The organism is Komagataeibacter sp. FXV3 (assembly GCF_015155755.1).
GTDB lineage: Bacteria > Pseudomonadota > Alphaproteobacteria > Acetobacterales > Acetobacteraceae > Komagataeibacter.
In genome coordinates this window covers 1-19,028 of the sequence record NZ_VWPI01000058.1, presented here as the reverse complement: position 1 = coordinate 19,028, position 19,028 = coordinate 1, and the positions used below count along the sequence as shown (strand labels likewise).

23 protein-coding genes are annotated in these 19,028 nt (G+C 64.1%); 18 read left to right on the top strand and 5 right to left on the bottom strand.

Annotation, left to right across the window (positions count from 1 at the left end; genetic code table 11):
• Positions 1–187 precede the first annotated feature (187 nt).
• The 10 genes from purB to F1542_RS05785 all read left to right on the top strand — a co-directional run bounded on the left by purB (position 188) and on the right by F1542_RS05785 (position 7,858).
• On the top strand, positions 188–1,540 hold the full coding sequence (purB, locus tag F1542_RS05830) for an adenylosuccinate lyase (protein ID WP_193732213.1): 1,353 nt from the start codon (positions 188–190) through the stop codon (positions 1,538–1,540).
• Positions 1,541–1,590: 50 nt separating this feature from the next.
• A complete protein-coding gene (locus tag F1542_RS05825; protein WP_193732212.1) occupies positions 1,591–2,334 on the top strand; it encodes an NRDE family protein in 744 nt (247 codons plus the stop codon).
• 131 nt (positions 2,335–2,465) lie between these two features.
• A complete protein-coding gene (gene purC / locus F1542_RS05820) occupies positions 2,466–3,230 on the top strand; it encodes a phosphoribosylaminoimidazolesuccinocarboxamide synthase (protein WP_061274201.1) in 765 nt (254 codons plus the stop codon).
• Positions 3,227–3,469: a phosphoribosylformylglycinamidine synthase subunit PurS gene (gene purS, locus F1542_RS05815; RefSeq protein WP_193732211.1), complete on the top strand. Its 243-nt coding sequence runs from the start codon at positions 3,227–3,229 to the stop codon at positions 3,467–3,469. Before purC ends, purS begins: the two co-directional genes overlap by 4 nt.
• Positions 3,466–3,849 (top strand): Rap1a/Tai family immunity protein, encoded by a 384-nt coding sequence (locus tag F1542_RS05810; RefSeq protein WP_193732210.1) that lies wholly within the window; start codon positions 3,466–3,468, stop codon positions 3,847–3,849. Before purS ends, F1542_RS05810 begins: the two co-directional genes overlap by 4 nt.
• On the top strand, positions 3,846–4,550 hold the full coding sequence (gene purQ, locus F1542_RS05805) for a phosphoribosylformylglycinamidine synthase subunit PurQ (protein ID WP_193732245.1): 705 nt from the start codon (positions 3,846–3,848) through the stop codon (positions 4,548–4,550). Before F1542_RS05810 ends, purQ begins: the two co-directional genes overlap by 4 nt.
• Positions 4,547–6,757, top strand: coding sequence for a phosphoribosylformylglycinamidine synthase subunit PurL (purL, locus tag F1542_RS05800; protein ID WP_193732209.1), 2,211 nt, complete (start codon positions 4,547–4,549; stop codon positions 6,755–6,757). The genes purQ and purL overlap by 4 nt, the downstream gene beginning before the upstream one ends.
• Positions 6,758–6,776: 19 nt before the next feature.
• On the top strand, positions 6,777–7,010 hold the full coding sequence (locus tag F1542_RS05795) for a BolA family protein (RefSeq protein WP_010507967.1): 234 nt from the start codon (positions 6,777–6,779) through the stop codon (positions 7,008–7,010).
• 37 nt (positions 7,011–7,047) lie between these two features.
• Positions 7,048–7,383 carry a Grx4 family monothiol glutaredoxin gene (gene grxD, locus F1542_RS05790; protein ID WP_193732208.1) on the top strand — a complete coding sequence of 112 codons (336 nt, stop codon included), beginning with the start codon at positions 7,048–7,050 and terminating at the stop codon, positions 7,381–7,383.
• 142 nt (positions 7,384–7,525) lie between these two features.
• Positions 7,526–7,858 carry a hypothetical protein gene (locus F1542_RS05785; RefSeq protein ID WP_193732207.1) on the top strand — a complete coding sequence of 111 codons (333 nt, stop codon included), beginning with the start codon at positions 7,526–7,528 and terminating at the stop codon, positions 7,856–7,858.
• Positions 7,859–7,873: 15 nt separating this feature from the next.
• Here the strand turns inward: F1542_RS05785 and F1542_RS05780 are convergent, their stop codons facing one another.
• Positions 7,874–8,272: a YraN family protein gene (locus tag F1542_RS05780; protein WP_227672516.1), complete on the bottom strand. Its 399-nt coding sequence runs from the start codon at positions 8,270–8,272 to the stop codon at positions 7,874–7,876.
• A gap of 121 nt (positions 8,273–8,393) precedes the next feature.
• On the opposite strand from F1542_RS05780, the gene F1542_RS05775 reads away from it, so the two are divergent.
• From F1542_RS05775 to F1542_RS05765, 3 genes are all read left to right on the top strand, one after another.
• Positions 8,394–9,812: a phospholipase D-like domain-containing protein gene (locus F1542_RS05775; RefSeq protein WP_193732206.1), complete on the top strand. Its 1,419-nt coding sequence runs from the start codon at positions 8,394–8,396 to the stop codon at positions 9,810–9,812.
• A gap of 204 nt (positions 9,813–10,016) precedes the next feature.
• Positions 10,017–10,721 carry a ferric reductase-like transmembrane domain-containing protein gene (locus F1542_RS05770; RefSeq protein ID WP_193732205.1) on the top strand — a complete coding sequence of 235 codons (705 nt, stop codon included), beginning with the start codon at positions 10,017–10,019 and terminating at the stop codon, positions 10,719–10,721.
• Entirely contained in the window at positions 10,709–11,110 is a 402-nt protein-coding gene (locus F1542_RS05765; protein WP_227672515.1) for a cytochrome c3 family protein, read from the top strand. The genes F1542_RS05770 and F1542_RS05765 overlap by 13 nt, the downstream gene beginning before the upstream one ends.
• A 9-nt stretch (positions 11,111–11,119) precedes the next feature.
• Here F1542_RS05765 and F1542_RS05760 read toward each other — a convergent pair whose 3' ends face one another.
• Both F1542_RS05760 and F1542_RS05755 read right to left on the bottom strand, forming a co-directional pair.
• The gene (locus tag F1542_RS05760) at positions 11,120–11,818 is read right to left on the bottom strand and encodes an endonuclease/exonuclease/phosphatase family protein (protein ID WP_193732204.1); all 699 of its coding nucleotides are present in this window, start codon (positions 11,816–11,818) and stop codon (positions 11,120–11,122) included.
• Positions 11,815–12,891: an AI-2E family transporter gene (locus F1542_RS05755; protein ID WP_193732203.1), complete on the bottom strand. Its 1,077-nt coding sequence runs from the start codon at positions 12,889–12,891 to the stop codon at positions 11,815–11,817. Before F1542_RS05755 ends, F1542_RS05760 begins: the two co-directional genes overlap by 4 nt.
• A gap of 118 nt (positions 12,892–13,009) precedes the next feature.
• Between F1542_RS05755 and F1542_RS05750 the strand changes: the two genes are divergently transcribed.
• The 4 genes from F1542_RS05750 (at position 13,010) to F1542_RS05735 (ending at position 16,707) form a co-directional block, all read left to right on the top strand.
• A complete protein-coding gene (locus F1542_RS05750; RefSeq protein ID WP_193732202.1) occupies positions 13,010–13,858 on the top strand; it encodes a sulfurtransferase in 849 nt (282 codons plus the stop codon).
• 11 nt (positions 13,859–13,869) lie between these two features.
• A complete protein-coding gene (metC, locus tag F1542_RS05745; RefSeq protein WP_193732201.1) occupies positions 13,870–15,129 on the top strand; it encodes a cystathionine beta-lyase in 1,260 nt (419 codons plus the stop codon).
• Positions 15,130–15,271: 142 nt separating this feature from the next.
• On the top strand, positions 15,272–16,306 hold the full coding sequence (adhP, locus tag F1542_RS05740) for an alcohol dehydrogenase AdhP (RefSeq protein ID WP_193732200.1): 1,035 nt from the start codon (positions 15,272–15,274) through the stop codon (positions 16,304–16,306).
• A gap of 104 nt (positions 16,307–16,410) precedes the next feature.
• Positions 16,411–16,707 (top strand): hypothetical protein, encoded by a 297-nt coding sequence (locus tag F1542_RS05735; RefSeq protein WP_193732199.1) that lies wholly within the window; start codon positions 16,411–16,413, stop codon positions 16,705–16,707.
• A gap of 231 nt (positions 16,708–16,938) precedes the next feature.
• On the opposite strand, the gene F1542_RS05730 is transcribed toward F1542_RS05735, so the two are convergent.
• Positions 16,939–17,127 (bottom strand): hypothetical protein, encoded by a 189-nt coding sequence (locus F1542_RS05730; RefSeq protein ID WP_193732198.1) that lies wholly within the window; start codon positions 17,125–17,127, stop codon positions 16,939–16,941.
• A gap of 182 nt (positions 17,128–17,309) precedes the next feature.
• Here F1542_RS05730 and F1542_RS05725 point away from each other — a divergent pair, with 182 nt between their 5' ends.
• Positions 17,310–17,606 (top strand): hypothetical protein, encoded by a 297-nt coding sequence (locus tag F1542_RS05725; protein ID WP_193732197.1) that lies wholly within the window; start codon positions 17,310–17,312, stop codon positions 17,604–17,606.
• A gap of 111 nt (positions 17,607–17,717) precedes the next feature.
• Here F1542_RS05725 and F1542_RS05720 read toward each other — a convergent pair.
• A partial coding sequence (locus tag F1542_RS05720; RefSeq protein ID WP_227672514.1) for a DUF6056 family protein occupies positions 17,718–19,028 on the bottom strand: 1,311 nt, incomplete at its 5' end.

Genomic DNA, 19,028 nt, shown 5'->3' with positions numbered 1-19,028 from the left:
TTTCACAATCGCTTTATGCCGTTTGCCGCCCGCATCATGCAAACACACCCGTTCCGGCGCGTGTTATATGCCACGTTATGAATCACAGGTGAATATAGGTGAATATAAGGGAGACGCACGCGGCAGAATTGGCTAGGAAGGCCGCCTGATCCCGTATCGCCCATCTGTGCAAAGGAAGCCCGAGAACATGGTACCGCGCTATACCCGCCCCGTCATGGCCGCCATCTGGTCGCCAGAGAACCGTTACCGAATCTGGTTCGAGATCGAGGCCCTGGCCTGTGAAGCCATGGCGGAATATGGCGCGATCCCGGCCGAGGCCGCAAAGACCATCCGCACGAAGGGCGATGCCGCCATGGCCGCCTTTTCACAGGCGGACCTTGACCGCATTGATGAAATCGAGGCCGAAACCCGCCACGACGTGATCGCGTTCCTGACGTGGCTGGCGGAAAAGGTGGGGCCGGACAGCCGCTTCGTGCATCTGGGCATGACATCGTCCGACGTGCTGGACACCTGCCTGTCGGTGCAGATGGTGCAGGCGACCGACCTGCTGCTGGCCGATCTGGACGCGGTGCTGGCGGCGCTGAAGCGCCGGGCGTTCGAACACAAGCATACCCTGACCATCGGCCGCAGCCACGCAATCCATGCCGAGCCGACTTCATTCGGCCTGAAGATCGCGGGGCATTATGCCGAATTCGCCCGCAACCGTGAACGCCTGGTCCGCGCGCGTGCGGAAATCGCCGTCTGCGCCATTTCCGGCGCGGTGGGCACCTATGCCCATATCGACCCGCGCGTTGAGGAATACGTGGCCGTGAAGCTGGGTCTGGAACCCGAAGGCGTGTCCACGCAGGTGATCCCCCGCGACCGGCATGCGGCGTATTTCTGCGCGCTGGCGGTGATCGCCAGCGGGATAGAGCGTCTGGCGACCGAAGTGCGCCACCTGCAGCGTTCGGAAGTGCGTGAGGCGGAGGAGTTCTTCCACAAGGGGCAGAAGGGTTCGTCCGCCATGCCGCACAAGCGCAACCCGGTGCTGTCGGAAAACCTGACGGGGCTGGCGCGCCTTGTGCGCGCGCACGTCATCCCGGCGCTGGAGAACGTGGCGCTGTGGCATGAACGTGACATCAGCCATTCCTCGGTCGAGCGTAACATCTGCCCCGATGGCACGATTGGCCTCGACTTCGCGCTGATGCGGCTTGCGGGCATGATGGAAAAGCTGGTGGTCTATCCCGATCAGATGCAGGCCAACATCGACAGCCTGGGCGGGGTGGTGCATTCGGGCGAGGTGCTGCTGGCGCTGGCGCGCGCGGGCATCCTGCGCGAGGATGCGTACCGCATCGTCCAGCGCAACGCCATGGAGACATGGACGAAGCTGGGCCAGAAGGGCGCAAGGACCTTCCGCGAGAACCTGGACGCCGACCCCGAGGTCGCGGGCCGGGTGCCGCCCGAAGTGCTGGACGCGGCCATGGACAGCAATGCCCACCTGCGCCAGATCGACCATACCTACAGCCGCGTGTTTGGTGAGCCCGGCCCCGCGCGGGACTGACCCCACGGACCACCCGTGGCCTGACGCAAACAACAGCAGGATATCAAGGCGTGTGCACAGTCGTCATTTCCCACGACCCGGCCCAGGAATGGCCGCTGCTGATGGCGGCCAACCGTGATGAACGCCTTGACCGGCCATGGCTGCCACCGGGGCGGCACTGGCCGGGGCAGCCTGATGTCGTGGGCGGGCAGGACCAGGTCGCGGGCGGGTCGTGGCTGACGCTGAATGATGCGGGCGTTGTGGCGGGGATCATGAACCGCGTGGGCAGCCTTGGCCCGATGCCGGGCAAGAACTCACGCGGGGCGCTGCCGCTGCTGGCCGGGCGTTTTCCCACCGCGCGCGACGCCGTGGCGCATATCGCCACGATCGACGCGGGCGCATGGCGGTCGTTCAACATGATCGTGGCCGATGGTGATGACGCCTTTTTCATCCGTGGTCCCGGCTATGGCCAGCCACAGGTCGAGCCACTGGCGCCCGGCGTGCACATGGTCGCCACCACCGACCCCGATGACATGGCCATGCCGCGCATCGCCCGCCACCTGCCGCGGTTCCGCGCGGCCATGCGTCCCGTGCCGCCGCAATGGACGGCATGGACCACGCTGCTGTCCGACCGTTCGCTGCCCGCGGGCAGCGAGCTGAACATCCCGCCGCGTTCGGGCTTTGGCACCTGCAGTTCGTCGGCCATCGGGGTGGCGCGCGACGGGCGGCATTCATGGTTTTTCGCCGCCGGCGCCCCGGACCGCGTGGGCTACCAGCCCATCAACCTGTCAGCCCCGGGCGCGCAGGCAGGGTAAATATGGTATCTTCCGGGCCGGATCGCTGCTATGCCATGCGCATCATCAGGGATCATGCCGACAACGGATCCCGCAGATCAGGGGAGGGGCCACTCCCGGCCCGTCCCCGCAGCGTTATGTGAAGGACGAGTATGGGCCGCCGCCGCCAGCTTTACGAAGGAAAAGCCAAGATCCTTTTCGAGGGGCCCGAACCGGGCACCCTCGTGCAGTATTTCAAGGATGACGCCAGCGCCGGCAACGGCGCGAAAAAGGGCATCATCACCGGCAAGGGGGTGCTGAACAACCGTATCAGCGAACACCTCATGCTGCGGCTGCATGATATCGGGATCCCCACCCATTTCATCCGTCGCCTGAACATGCGCGAACAGCTGATCCGCGAAGTCGAGATCATTCCGCTGGAAGTCGTGGTGCGCAACGTCGCCGCGGGTTCGCTGTCCAAGCGGCTGGGCATTCAGGAAGGCACGCGCCTGCCGCGCCCGATCATCGAATTCTATTACAAGAACGACGCCCTGAATGACCCGATGGTGAGTGAGGAACACATCACCGCCTTCGGCTGGGCCTGCCCGCATGACATGGAAGACATCGTGGCGCTGAGCATGCGCGTGAACGACTTCCTGTGCGGCCTGTTCATGGGCATCGGCATCATCCTTGTCGATTTCAAGCTGGAATTCGGCCGCCTGTTCGAGGGCGACAACATGCGTATCGTGCTGGCGGATGAAATCTCGCCCGATAACTGCCGCCTGTGGGACGCCAAGACCAGCGAGAAACTGGACAAGGACCGTTTCCGCAAGGACATGGGCAAGGTTGAGGAAGCATATCAGGAAGTTGCGATGCGCCTGGGTATCCTGCCCGAGGCCACGAATTCCGACATGAAGGGACCGGAGGTAATGCAATGAAGGTGCGTGTGACCGTCATGCTGAAGGAAGGCGTTCTCGACCCGCAGGGCAAGGCGGTGGAACACGCCCTGCACGTGCTGGATTTCAAGAATGTGGGCGAAGTCCGCATCGGGCGCGTGATCGAACTGGACATTGACGAAACCGACCGCGAACGCGCCCGCGCGCAGGCCGACGCCATGGCGCGCGCGCTGCTGGCCAACCTTGTGATCGAGGACTTCACAACGGAGGTCGTTGGATGAAGATCGCCCGCCTTCTTGCCCTTGGCTGCATCATGGCTGTCGGGCTGCCAGCAGCCCATGCATCCGCGCAGCGCCTGTCGCGCCTGACGGGCGAGCAGCTTGGTTCACTCTGCACCAAGCCCGCCGGTACCGGCATCTGTGACGCCTATATTTCCGGCGTTGCCGATTCCGGAGCCCTTGACCACCTGTTCGAGCGTAATGCCGAAAAGGACACCAAGGACGTCTCGGCCTTCTGCATAACCCCCGCAACCCCCACGGCGGACCTGCGCACCAAGGTCGTAAGCTGGATGAAGGACCACCGTGACACGCTGTCCCGCCCGGCGGGGGAGGCCGTGTTCACCGCACTTCATGAATCCTATCCGTGCGGCGGCAGCAAATGAAGGCGGCGATTGTAGTTTTCCCCGGCACCAACCGCGAACGTGACATGGCCATTGCCCTGCGCGGCGTGACCGGCCGGGCGCCCGCCATGGTGTGGCACCGGGAGGCGGCGCTGCCCGCGGGCTGTGACCTTGTGGTGCTGCCCGGCGGCTTCAGCTATGGCGATTACCTGCGCTGTGGCGCCATGGCCGCCCATGCGCCGATCATGGCCGCCATCCGCGAATTCGCGGCAAAGGGCGGGCATATCCTGGGCGTGTGCAACGGGTTCCAGATCCTGACCGAAGCGCAGCTGCTGCCCGGCGCATTGCTGCGCAACGCGGCGCTGCGTTTTTTGTCGCAGGACTGCTTCCTGCGCGTGGAACGTAACGATACGCCGTTCACCCGCCACTGGGCGAAGGGCGATGTGTTCCGCACCCCCATGGCGCATGGTGATGGCAATTACATCGCCAGCCCCGACACCATCCGCATGCTGGAGGACACGGACCGCGTGGCCTTCCGCTACGTGGCCGAAGATGGCCGCGTGGATGAAGGCGACCCGCAGCTGAACCCCAACGGGTCCATGAACGCCATTGCCGGCGTGTTCAGCGAAAACCTGCGGATCTGCGGCATGATGCCCCACCCGGAGGATCTGGTTGATCCGCTGATGGGCGGCGAGGATGGAAAACCCCTGTTTACGGGACTTGTGGAGGCACTGGTCGGATGAGTGCAAAGTCACCGCGCCCCGTTGATGCGGCACTGGCGCGCGAATTCGGCCTGACGGCGGAAGAATACGGCAATGTCCTGTCGATCATGGGCCGCACGCCCACGTTTACCGAACTGGGCATTTTCTCGGTCATGTGGTCGGAACACTGCTCGTACAAATCGTCACGCGCGTTCCTGAAAACCCTGCCGACCAAGGCCCCGTGGGTCATCCACGGCCCCGGTGAAAACGCAGGCGTGGTCGATATCGGCCATGGGCTGGCAGCCATCTTCAAGATGGAAAGCCATAACCACCCCTCCTTCATCGAACCCTATCAGGGGGCGGCGACGGGCGTGGGCGGTATCCTGCGCGATGTGTTCACCATGGGCGCACGGCCCGTAGCCAACCTCAACGCCCTGCGTTTTGGTGATCCCAACAACCCGCAGACCCGCCGTATCGTTGATGGCGTGGTGCGCGGCGTGGGCGGCTATGGCAACTGCGTGGGCGTGCCGACCGTGGGGGGCGAAATCAACTTCCACCCCGCATACGATGGCAACCCGCTGGTCAACGCCATGACGGTGGGCGTGGCACGGCAGGACCGTATTTTCCTGTCAGCGGCCGCAGGCGTTGGCAACCCGGTGATCTATGTCGGGTCCAAGACCGGGCGCGACGGCATCCACGGGGCCACCATGTCATCGTCCGAATTTGACGAGGACGCGCTGGCCAAGCGCCCGACCGTGCAGGTGGGCGACCCGTTTGTCGAAAAGCTGCTGATCGAGGCCTGTCTGGAACTGATGGCGACCGACGCCATCGTGGCCATTCAGGACATGGGGGCTGCCGGCCTGACCTCCTCGTCGGTTGAAATGGCGGGCAAGGGCGGGGTTGGCATCGACCTTGACCTGGATAACGTGCCGCAGCGCGAACGCGGCATGACGGCATATGAAATGATGCTGTCCGAAAGTCAGGAACGCATGCTGATCGTGCTGCGTCCCGACCGCACGGAACAGGCCCGCGCCATTTTTGACAAGTGGGAACTGGATTTTGCCGTCATCGGCCACCTGACCGATACCGGCAACATCGTGATCCGTCACAAGGGCGAAGTGGAAGCCGACATTCCGCTGGCCCCGCTGGCCGATCAGGCCCCGGTCTACCATCGCCCCACGGCGCCCGCACTGAAGCCGCAGCCGATGGAGCCGATCATCGACCCCGTGGGCGTGGAACAGGCGCTGATCCGGCTGATCGGCTGCCCCGATCTGGCATCGCGCGCATGGGTGTACAACCAGTACGACAGCACGGTGGGCGGGCAGACGGTGCGCCGTCCCGGTGCGGCCGATGCGGCGATCGTGAAGGTCGAGGACACGGAAATCGGCCTGGCGCTGACCACCGACTGCACGCCGCGCTACTGCCGCGCCAATGCGAAGCTGGGTGGCGCGCAGGCCGTGGCCGAGGCATGGCGCAACATTACCGCGACCGGCGCGCGCCCGCTGGCGGTGACCGACAACCTCAACTTCGGCTCGCCTGAAAAGCCGGAGGTGATGGGCCAGTTTGTCGATGCCATCGCGGGCATGGGCGACGCCTGCCGCGCGCTGGATTTCCCGGTCGTCAGTGGCAATGTCTCGCTGTACAACGAAACCCGCGCGCCGGATGGCACGTCACAGTCCATCCTGCCCACCCCCGCCATTGGCGGCCTGGGCGTGCTGGAGGACGTGCGCAAGGCGGTCGGGCTGGAAATGCCCGATGGCTGCGACATCATGCTGCTGGGGGAAACGAAGGGCCAGCTTGGCCAGTCGATCTGGCTGCGTGAGATCCTTGGCGCGCAGGATGGGGAACCGCCCGAACTCGACCTGGCGGCCGAACGGCGCAATGGTGACTTCGTGCGTGGCCTGATCCTTGATGGCACCGTCATCGCCTGTCATGACGTGGCAGATGGTGGCGTGCTGGTGGCGGTGACCGAAATGGTCATGGCGGGGCAGGCGGGCTGCGTGCTGGACGCGCCGCAGTCGGGCATGCGGCCCGAAGCCTTCTGGTTTGGTGAAGACCAGTCGCGCTATGTCGTCGCCGTGCGCGACGGGCAGGCGCTGGCCACCCTTGCGGCAAAGGCGGATGTGCCATGCCGCAGGCTGGGCCGTTCGGGCGGGCAGGGTTTGACATTGCCCAGCGGGTCCACAATATCCAAGGCACGTCTGCTCGCGGTGCATTCCGAATTCTTTCCGCGACTGATGGACCGATAGGGCAGGAGTTTTAAGCCAGATGGCAATGACGGCACAGGAAATCGAAACCTATATCCGCGAAGCCCTGCCTGACGCGAAGATCCAGATCGATGATCTGGCGGGCGACGGGGACCACTATGCCTGCCGTGTCGTGAGCGAGGCCTTTCGTGGCCTGCCACGCGTGCGGCAGCACCAGCTGGTCTATAATGCGCTGCAGGGACACATGGGCGGCAAGCTGCACGCCCTGGCCCTGCAGACGCAGACCCCGGACTGACCACGGATTCTTACCCCCAACGCAGGAAACGAAAACAATGGCTGAAACAATCGCACAGCGCATCCAGGCGCAGATCGACGCCAATCCCGTCATGCTGTACATGAAGGGCGACGCCAACTTCCCGCAGTGCGGCTTCTCCGCGCGCGTGGTGCAGGTGCTCAAGCACCTTGGCGTGCCGTTCAAGACCGAAAACGTGCTGGCGGATCCCGAACTGCGCCAGGGCATCAAGGATTTCTCCAACTGGCCGACGGTGCCGCAGCTTTACATCAAGGGCGAATTCGTTGGTGGCTGCGATATCGTGACGGAAATGTACCAGACCGGCGAGCTGGAAAAGCTGCTGGTGGAAAAGGGCATCGCCACCGCCGCGGCCTGAGTGCGTACGCGCCATATCATGGTGGATCTGGACGGGCGGGACAGAAATGTTCCGCCCGTTTCATGTTTTGTGGACAAGATCCCTTGCGTCGCGCCCGTGCTTTCGCCTAGCTTCGTGCAGGTTTGAAAAACAAGGGGGCCTGATGCGCTATAGCGACTTGCGTTTTGCTACAATGTTACTGCTTGGCGCAGGTCTTGTTGGCAGTATCGTAACCCCCGCCCATGCCCGTACCCACGCCGTGACGGACATGGAAGCCGACCGGCTGACACTGGGTGCGCTGACCGCGGCCCCGCCGCCGGTCCGGCATGTGGCCTATGCCCGCCGCGCGGGTCGTCATGGCGCCCCGGTCCTGATGGCGGCCAATCACAGCACGGCGGCCCATACGCGGCACACCATGGTCCATACCATCGTCTATCACCCGCATGGCACGATGGCCCACCATATTCACCCCACGGCGGCCCGCCACCGCACCTGATCCCGGACAGCGCCCTCAGTACTGCCTGAAGGCGTCCGGTATCCATTCCACGACATTGCCTGGCAGCACCGCGCACAGATCGAAGCGGATGCTGTCGTAAACCCAGTGCGGGTTGGCCGCGCATAAAAACTGCGCGGCGTTCGTGATGCGCGCCACCTGCGCCGGGCGGATCGCTTCTCCCGCTGCCAGCAGGGACGGGCGGGCCTTGACCTCGGCAAAGATCAGGCAGCCGTCGTGCAGCGCCACGATATCCACTTCCCCCCATCGCGTGCGGGCACGGTGCAGCAGCACCTGTCCGCCACGGGCCTGAATATCCGCGATCGCCAGCCGTTCCGCCGCCATGCCATCCGCGCAGGCCCGCCTGCCGCGCCGTTGGCGGTGAAAGGGAACAGGGGCAGCGTTACGCGTTGTCATGCTTTGTTTTTCCCGCAGCGGAGATGGGTGTGTAAAACCCGGCTGGTAGGATATAGCAGGCAGCACGACCGGGCCTTGCCGGCCATGGGGGAACGCCGCGGGCCGCGACAGGATGTGCGACATGCTTCTTCATTTCCTGACCATATGGGATCTTTGCCTGCTGCTGGCGCGCGTGTCCATTATCACGGCGGTGGTGGTGCATGTGCTGCTGACCAAGCGCGATGTCGGGGCGTCCATCGGCTGGATTGGCGTGACCGTGCTCATGCCGCTGACGGGCGGGGCGCTGTACCTGATGTTCGGCATCAACCGCGTGCACCGGCGCGCGCGGCGCATGGCGGGACAGCACCCGTGGCGCAGCCGCACCATGTCATCGCAATGGCGGCGTGACGAATCCGGGGTGTTCGCGCCGCTGGCTTCCATGGTGGGCAAGCTGACCGGCCGGCCGCTGCTGGGCGGTAACGCGATCATGCCCCTGCATGATGGGGACACCGTCTATCCCCGCATGCTGGATGCCATCAACGGCGCGCGGCACAGCGTGCTGATGTGTTCGTACATTTTCCGTGATGACCGGATCGGGCGGCAGTTCTGTGATGCGCTGATCGCAGCCCACAGGCGTGGCGCGCAGGTGCGCGTGCTGGTTGATGGCGTGGGGTCGGGGTATTTCAACTGTGGCGTGGGGCGCATCCTGCATGATGCGGGCGTGCCGGTGGGGCGGTTCATGCATTCCATGCTGCCGTGGCGCATGCCGTTCATCAACATGCGCGACCACAAGAAGATACTGGTGGTGGACGGGCTGACCGGTTTCATGGGTGGCCTGAACATCGGCGTGGAAAACATTGCCGCATCCCATCCCCGTCACCCGGTATCGGATACGCATTTTGAAGTAAAAGGCCCGATCGTCCACCAGTTGAGCGAGGCTTTTGCCCGTGACTGGGCCTTTACCCGTGGCGAGGAACTGACGGCGGACATCTACTTCCCGCGTCAGGACAGCCATGGCCCCAGCCTGAGCCGCGTCGTGACCGCAGGTCCGGACATGGATCTGGAAAAGATCGAATACACCATGCTGCAGGCCTTCACCCTGGCGCGGCGCAGCATCCGGATCATGACGCCATATTTCCTGCCCGATGACCGGTTCCTGACCGCACTTGCGCTTGCGTCCATGCGCGGGATCGAGGTCGATATCGTCGTGCCATGGCACAGCAACCATATCCTGCTGGACTGGGCGCGGTCGGCCAACCTGCCGCGTTTCCTTGATTCGGGCTGCCGGATCTGGCTGGCGCGGCCACCGTTCAACCATTCCAAGCTTATGGTGGTGGACCGGCACTGGTCATTTGTCGGCAGTTCCAATCTGGACGTGCGCAGTCTGCGGCTGAACTTTGAAATAAACCTGGAAGCGTATGACGAGGTACTGGCGACCATGATTGATGATTTCATCGCCACCCACCGCCATGTGCGCCTGACGCATCATGACCTGGACCGCCGGTCCTTCCCGCTGAAAATGCGTGATGCGGCGGCGCGGCTGTTCCTGCCTTACCTGTAGGGAAGGGGCAAATTGACAGGGGTGGGCATGCATGCCTATCATTTCATATAAGCAATAAAAGTTTCCGGGTGCCACCTTTTTTCAAAAAGGCAGCGTCTTCCGAAGCTTTTTGAAAACAGCGTCACCAAAAATCTTTACTACGTTCTATCAACAGATTTCCCTGAAGCAGTCCCTTATGGCCATGCCACATATGGCGCGTGTCGCATGTTCCTGATCCTGCCATTATGCGCAGCCTATAGCGTTTTCCTGCTGTGTTTCTGGTCCTGCGGCGTCATGCACCTGTCCACCGCGTGGGAAGGCAGCATGCTGTGCGGGTTTTCGGCGCTGTTTTTCCTGCTTGCGCTGTTTGCCCTGACCGGACGCCCGCTGCCCGAACCCTTTTTTGACGGCCGGTTTTTCCTGACCCTGCACCGCTGGCTGGCATGGCTGTTTGTCGGGTGTGTGGCGCTGCATGCCGGGATGGTCATATGGGTTGATCCGCAGACACTGTACGATCTGTGGCCATCGGGCGCACCCGGCATGCAGTTCGGTGCCGCGGCGGCGCTACTGGCGGTCATCACGCCATGCCTTGCATTGCAGCGCGTGCGGCGTGGGCTTTATGCGACGGCGGCGATGTTCCGCCGGTCACATGCATTGCTGGCGATGGCGGTGCTGGGGGCCTCGGTCTTTCATGTCGTGGCGACGCGGGTGCATGTGGCCCGGTGGTGGCAGGTCTGGATGTGCATCGGGATTGCCGTGGTCGCCTGCGTGCTGCCGGTGGGGGAACGCTGGCTGCTGGCGCGCATGCCCGCCCGCCACGACGGGCGCAGGCGGCGGCTGCATACGGCGTATCTGGCCCGCAGGCTGGCAGGCATCATGCTGTGCGTGGGTGCGTTCGAAACGGTGGTGTTCGTGTTATGGCGGCATTAACCCTGCGGCGCGCGATGGCGCCCGTGCTGACGGTTGTCGGGCTTGCGGGCCTGTTCGCCCTGCTGGTGGCAGGGCACCGGATGACGGTCGCAACGGGGCAGGACATTCCCCTTGTGTTCCACCACCGCGCGCATGGTGGCTATAACTGCGTCACCTGCCACCATGATTTCCTAAGGCCGGTGGTAACGCCGGCAACACACCGCACCTGCATTGCCTGCCACAAGGAAACGCCGCAACTGGCCCCCATCATCCGTGACCAGTTCCATGAACTGTGCGAAGGCTGCCACCTGAACCTGCAGCAGCAGGGACGGCAGGCAGGACCGGTGCATGAATGCCGCGACTGCCATGCCCGCAGGCCCGACATACCGGCGCATGGGCGGCTGTTCTGACCGGCAGGGTCAGCGCATGGGTCTGAGCAGGACGGAAATGGGGCGGTGGTCGGATGCGTAATTCTCGATCACGTGGCGTTCGACACAGGTCAGGCCGCGCACAAGGCAGCGGTCCAGCCGGATGGGCAGCATGTCGGCCATGCGGTGCGTCGGTTCGCGTGGCCCCACGTCATGGAAATGCCGGATCAGGGCGGGACCGACCTGGTTGAAATCGCCCAGGATGGCGGCCTGATGCGGCAGGATCTGCACGACGCGGCGCAACTGCCTGCGGTTGAGCAGCTGCCCGTGCGAAAGGTGGACATTGGCCACCGTCACCGTTCCGCAATCGACAATCTGGGCCACGCGGCGGATCAGCGTGCCCGCGGGCAGGGTACAGGTCAGCGGCTGGCGGCGGTAGGGCCACGGGCTCCAGCATGCCAGCCCGTGTATGCGGCCGGGCAGGGGGGAGCGTGCGTAATGCCCGCCGATCAGCGTGGGCAGGGTGTCGATTTCCACCGTCGCTTCCTGCATCAGCATGAGGTCGGGCCGTTCGGTGCGGATCAGGTCGATCACGTCGCGCACCGTCGCCCCGATGCGGCGCAGCAGGTTCCAGCTGACGATCTTGATCGCCTCGCCCTCACGCTCGGGCGGGGTCAGGTCCATCTGTGGCGGGGTGCCGTGCCGGGGCTGGATGGAGGGCAGGCGAAGGTAGGGGCGCGCTAGGGTCATGGTTCGATAAACGGCTCGCGTATCTCATCAGGAATGGGGTCTTTGGACCGGGGATCACCGGCAGCGAATTCGGCAGTCAGGGTATAGCCCACGCCAATCAGCACGGGCCCAAGGAAAATGCCCAGGCCCCCGAAGGTCAGCACGCCCCCCAGCACGCCCAGCACCGTCAGCAGGTAGGGCATCTGCGCCCCGCGCGCGATGAACATGGGCCGGATGACATGGTCCGCCCCCGATACGATGATCGTGCCATACAGCAGCAGGAAAATGCCCCAGCCCGGATGATGGGTCAGCAGCAGGAACACGGCGGCGGGAATCCAGATCAGCGGCGCGCCGATCGGCAGCACCGCGACAAAGGCGGTGACAGCCCCCAGCAGCACGGGGCTGGAAATACCCGCGATGGCGAAACCGATGCTGGTCAGGATGCCCTGGATGATGGCGGTGCCAAGAATGCCGTACACCGTGCCACGTATGGTCCGGCCCACGATGCGCAGGATCCGGTCGGCGTACACGCCCGCGATCCTGCGCACCACGGCGACAAAGGTATCCCCCAGCGCATCCCCGCCCAGCCAGAAGAAAAAGGAAATGAACAGCGCCATGGCCAGGTGCGCCAGCCCGCTGGCCAGCTGCATCATGCCGGTCAGGATCGATTGCCCGATGCGCCCGGCATAGGGGCGCACGATCTGGTCTATGCTGCCGATATCAACCGACCATTTCTGCCATTTTTCAACAATTTCAGGGCCGAAATGCGGAATATGCGCAATGCGCGCGGGCAGTGGCGGCAGGTGCAGCGTACCCACCGCGTCCACCATGTACTGCAGTGTCGCCGGGACATCGGCAATGCCGTTGGATACCACGGCGGCCAGCGGCACCACCAGCACCAGCGCGCACAGCACCGTCATGATCAGGGCCGCGGGCAGCAGCGACATGTGCCGCCGCAGCCGCATGAACACCGGCCACGTGGAAAAGGTCAGGATCGCAGCCCACAGCAGGGCGGTCATGAACGGATACAGGATCAGGACGCAGCCGAATGCGATCCCCCCCAGCATCAGTCCCATCATGATACGTTCGACCATAACGGTGGCCTATCCCCTCCTGCCATTAAACGAAAGACAAATGTTCAGGACTTTCGTTCCCTTGCCGTATGCTGCACCTTATTGTGCGACACGCAATTCCTAAACACCGGGAGAAGGTATGCATCCGCTGATTTCAGCCACCGACCTGGCACAGGCCATCCAGCATGGCGACATCCTTGTGCTTGATGCCTCCATGGCGCTGCCGGGACAGGCCTTCGACCCGCAGCAGCGTTTTGCCAATGCCCATATCGCCGGTGCCGTGCGGTTTGACATCGACACGTTCTCCGACCCGGATTCCCCCCTGCCGCACACCATCCCCGGTCAGGCCCGCTTCGCCCGCCTTGCGACCGAACGCGGCATGGCGAACACGAAACACATCGTTTTCTATGACCAGGACGGCATGGCATGTGCCGCGCGCGCATGGTGGCTGACGCGCCTGTTCGGCCATGAACGGGTGCAGGTGCTTGAAGGCGGGCTGGCCGCGTGGAAAAGTGCTGGCCTGCCACTGGAAAGCGGCCCGGACCTTGCCGCCCCCGCGCCGTTTGTCAGCCGCCCGCGCTACGGTCGGCTACATGGGACGGGCGACGTGCTGGATATCGTGCAGGGCCGCCTGCCGGGGCTGATCCTGGATGCGCGCAGCCGGGGCCGGTTCGAAGGCCGCGACCCCGAACCCCGCGCCGGGATCGAATCCGGCCACATGCCCGGCGCGCGCAGCCTGCCCTATACCGAACTGCTGGATGACAATGGCCGCTTCCTGCCGGTTGACGCGCTGAAGGAAAAATTCGCCAGCCTTGGCGTGACCGACGGCACGGCCGTGACATGTTCATGCGGCAGCGGCATGACCGCGTGCATGATCGCGCTCGCGCTGGTCAGTATCGGGGCCGGCGCGGGGGAACCCGCGGTCTATGACGGGTCATGGGCGGAATGGGCGTCCACGCCTGATTCGCCCATCGTGTGCGGCGCGTAAGGGCGGACGACATGACCGATCCCATGGCGCTGGTGCCGCCTGACCTGCTTGAACGCGTCGTGCGCGGCTGGCGCGACATGTCCACGCGGCTTGTCCAGATGGGGCGTGATGCGCCCGAAGGCGACAGGGGCGTATTCGTCAATCCCGCCGCCGGGCGCGGGTCCACCGTGCTGTTTTCCAGTCTGGAGGCCATGGACCGCGCCGGGCATGGCCGCTACGGGCCGGAACTGATTTACGGCGCCATGGGCACGCCCATCCAGCACAGGCTGGAAGCGGTCATTGCCGAAATCGAGGGCGGCACCCAGGCGCAGGTCGTGCCATCGGGGCTTGCGGCCTGCACGCTGCCGCTGCTGGCCTACCTGCAGGCGGGGGATCACTGCCTGCTGTCCGATTCCGTCTATGGTCCCACCCGGCGCTTTGCCGACAGGGTGCTGCGGCGCTTTGGCGTGGAGGTCACCTACTTCCCGCCCATGGCGGGCGAGGATGAACTGCAGGCGCTGGTGCAGCCCAATACCCGCCTGATCTTTGCCGAAAGCCCCGGCAGCCATTCGTTCGAGGTGCAGGATGTGCCCATGCTCGGCCGCCTTGCCGCCCGCGCGGGGGCCACGCTGGTGGTGGACAACACATGGGGCATCGGCCTGTTCAACCCGTTCGCGCATGGGGCGCATGTCTCGGTGCAGGCGCTGACCAAATACGCGGCGGGCCATTCCGACACCATCATCGGCGCGGTCACGGTGGCGTCGGATGCGCACTGGCGGCCATTGCGCGACACGGCGATACAGGCGGGGCAGACGGCGGGGCCGGATGACTGCTGGCTGACCCTGCGCGGGCTGCGCACCATGGGCGCGCGGCTGGAACGCCAGGCGGCCACCGCGCTGGGGGTGGCGCTGTGGCTGCAGTCCCGGCCCGAGGTGCATCGCGTGCTGCATCCCGCCCTGCCGTCCTGCCCGGGGCATGAATACTGGGCGCGGGATTTCAGTGGCGCGTCCTCGCTGTTCGGCGTGGTGTTTGACGCGGGCTTCACGCAGGCGGACCTGACCGCCATGATTGATGGCCTGCAGCATTTCGGCATTGGCGCGTCATGGGGCGGGTACGAAAGCCTTGTGCTGCCCACCACGGGCGGGATCTCGCGTTCCTGCCCGTCGGTTACCGGTGCGGGGCCGGCCTGCAGGCTGCATGTGGGGCTGGAGGCGGGCACATTGCTGGTGGCCGATCTGGCGCGTGGTCTGGATGGCATGTCTGCCGCCCGCGCAGGGCGGGGGACCGGCTGACGTAGATCAAGGTTGCGACGGGGCAGGGATGGGACACTTGGCCCACACATGATGCCCCCCGCCCGGCCATGCCGGCCGGGCGGGGGGCGCAGGAATGGTGGCTCCATGGCCGGGGCCATGACATCGGAACGGAAGGTGCAAGATGGCTGGAAAGATGAAGGCTGCGGTTGTACGGGAATTCGGCAAGCCGCTGACGATCGAGGAACTGGACATTCCGCAGATCAACGCCAACCAGATCCTGGTCAAGGTCGATGCCTGCGGCGTCTGCCATACCGACCTGCATGCCGCCCGTGGCGACTGGCCCACCAAGCCCAGGCCCCCGTTCATTCCGGGGCATGAGGGGATCGGCCATGTGGTCGAGGTCGGCAGCAACGTCAACTGGATCAAGACCGGCGACGTGGTAGGCGTGCCGTGGCTGTATTCGGCCTGCGGGCATTGCGAACACTGCCTGGGCGGGTGGGAGACCCTGTGTGAAAAGCAGGAGGACACAGGCTATTCCGTCAATGGCTGCTTTGCCGAATACGTGGTGGCCGATCCCAATTACGTCGCCCACCTGCCCAAGGACATCGACCCGATCAAGACGGCGCCCGTGCTGTGCGCGGGGCTGACGGTGTACAAGGGCCTGAAGATGACCGATACCCGGGCCGGGGAATGGGTCGCCATTTCCGGCGCGGGGGGGCTGGGGCAGATGGCCATCCAGTACGCCGTGGCCATGGGCCTGAATGTTGCGGCGGTGGATATCAGCGATGAAAAGCTGGCGGAAGCCCGCAGGCTGGGCGCGCGCGTGACCGTCAATGCGCTGAAGCAGGATCCCGTCGCGTATATCCGTGAACAGACGGGCGGCACGCATGGCGTGCTGGTCACCGCCGTGTCGGACAAGGCGTTCAGCCAGGCGGTGGGGTACGCACGGCGTGGCGGCACGGTGGTGCTGAACGGCCTGCCGCCCGGTGACTTCCCGCTGTCCATCTTTGACATGGTCATGAACGGCACGACCGTGCGCGGGTCCATTGTCGGCACGCGGCTGGACATGATCGAAGCCATGTCCTTCTTTACCGATGGCAAGGTCACGACGGTGGTCAGCCCCGACAGGCTGGAAAACATCAACACCATTTTCGACAATCTGGAGCACGGCCGGGTGCAGGGGCGCGTGGTGCTGGATTTCCGCAACGGGGCGTAAGGCAACTCCGCGTTGCCGGGTGCGTTTGGCATACAGACACGGCATGGACGTCCGGTGCGTCCGTGCCCGCATCTGACAAACCATTTAGGACAGGTAAGGTAATCATGAAAAAGACGCTGATTCTGGCAGGGCTGTGCGCAACCGGACTGAACGTGGCAACCCTGGCCCCGGCATTGGCGGATGCCTGTGACGGCGTTACGGATCATGCGGAATGTGAAGTACGCCTGAAGTCACACGAAACCAGCGCGGAAACCCGTGAAAAGGCCCATGAAGCACACGAAAAGGCGGCGGAAAAGACCGACAATGCCAAGGACTGGGGCAACCGGACCGGCAAGAAGCTGGACAAGTGGGGCCATGATACCAAGGGCGACATGAGCCAGTTCTTCACAGGGCATCGCTGATTGGAATAATATACTGATAAAACAGGAAATTTTTTGGGTATCGCCTTTTTTAAAAAAGCGGCGTTTTCTGAAGCTTCCTGAAAAAAGCTTCACCAGAAACTTTCATATGGTTGCCGGACATTTTGCGGGGATACCAGCGCGTGCATGGCCCCGGTCCGTCCGGGAAACATGAAAAAAAGGGGGGCGGTGCCAGATGGTACCGCCCCCCTTTCGTGCATTCATGCCCTGCGATCAGGAATGGTGGTGATCGCCTGCCTCATGCTCGCGCCAGCCTTCTTCCAGCGTGTGAAGGAAGGTCTTGAAATGCTTCTTCACCTCGTCAGGGGAAGCCTTTTCCATCACGTCCTTTTTCGCGGCCGTCAGGGTGGCGGCGGCGTGGATCAGGGCGGCGTGGATGACGTCTGTCGGTTCTTTGGCCATGTCGGCAGTCTCCCGTTGGGTTGATGGGCAGAGGATGAAAGATGCCACGGTGGCTGGCAACCATTGCCCCTGCATGACTGCCGTTCCCTGATACCCCTTGAAACCGTGCCGGAACGAAACGGGGGAACCCCGGACAGTATCCACCGTTGAAAGGCTTCAACACCAATTTGATGGGATAAGATATGTTTTTCAGGCGTACCGCATTGGCCCTTGCCACCACGACTGTCCTCGCCCTGCCGCTTGCGGCGCAGGCGGAACCGGGGGGCTGCGTAAAGGGGGCCGTCGCCGGTGGCGTGGCGGGGCATTTCGTTGGCAGTGGCCATGGCAAGGGCGGGGCGGCGGCCGGTTGTGCCGCAGGCATGGCGCGACGCCACCATGCGCGCAAGGAAGCGCGTGAAAACCAGCAGCAGCCGCCCGAAAATGGCCCGCCCGAAGGGGGCGCGCAGTCCGCGCCGCCGCCCGGTAACGGTGGTCAGTAAGAGGTCAAAGTAAAAGTTTTTGGTGAAGCTTTTTTTCCAAAGGCTTTGGCAAACGCCGCCTTTTTTGAAAAAAGGCGGCACCCGAAGACTTTTATCACCTTTTATCATCCGTCATGGCACGGACCGGACGGATGATGCCCCCATGGCCTGCGCGAAACACATGGTCAGCATGTTGTGCGGGTCGGGGTTGATACCCACGAAAATAATGTCCTTGCGCACATAAAGCAGTTTGTGCCGTGGCCCCATCGTGACGCGGGGCAGGACAACCGGCTGGTCACGCGCCACCTGTTCGCGGGTGCTGGCCACCCGGTCGTGGCTTATGCGCGCCAGACGCACAAAATCGGGCACCACAATGGCCATATGCATGACAGCCAGCCCGGCACAGCCCGACGCCACGACCCGACTGAAAACCGGCCCGACGGGACAGGTAAACAGCAGGCAGGTCAGGTAGCACACCAGCAGCACGCTGGCGGGAAAGGACACCCGCGCGGCCAGGGCTTCACGTGGGAACATGATCAGCAGCGCCATATAGGCCAGCGCCAGCCCGACAAACCATATCCCGTGCCCCGCGCGCAGGCTGGCGGGAAACAGCGCCTGCCGCCGGCCCAGGAACAGGCCGATACCGATCACCGCCACAAATGGCAGCCAGAACGGGTCAAACAGGCTGCCAAGATTGCCCAGCAGCCCATCCAGCCGGTCCATGACCGGACTGGGCGTCATGGTGCGCATGCGCACATAGTTGCCCGGCGCGATCCCCAGCATCAGCGTGCCCAGCCCATGGCTGCACAGCAGTGGCCATGGCGCGCGTTGGCCCCGCTTCCACGCCCGCGCCGCGTCCCCTGCCAGCACCAGTGTCAGCAGCAGCGAAAGCGGTTCAAGGAACGTGGCGATCAGGAAAGTGGCGACATGCTGCGCCATGTTCATGTCCGTGCGGCGCGACAGGATGCGCGACAGCAGCCACGTTTCCCCCGCGACAGGCCACAGATAGCCAATGGCCCCGGTTTTCCACAACGCGACCTCGCCAATGGTGCGCGGCAGCCACCATAGCATGAGGAACACAAGCAGGTACTGCGCTACCCCGTCCCGCCAGCGGGCAGGGGCGGGCTGGCCCGCCGCCGCACGACACATATGCACCACGACACGGACCAGAAAGGTGAAAATGCCCGCATTCACCACCGCAAAGGCCGCAAGTGACCCATAGGGACGCAGGTCCAGCACGAAAAAGGTCACCAGCGTGGTGAACCACCGTCCCGTCCAGAAATTGTAATTGCCCCAGACAATCCGCACGATGGTGGTGGGGTTGAACGGCATGGTGCGGCAGTAATCATCCGCCCATAGCGGCGTGACCCAGTTGGCCCACAGCAGGAAAGCAAAGCACAGCGCCAGCCCGACCCGTTCACCGGGTTCGGGGCGGGGGGGGAT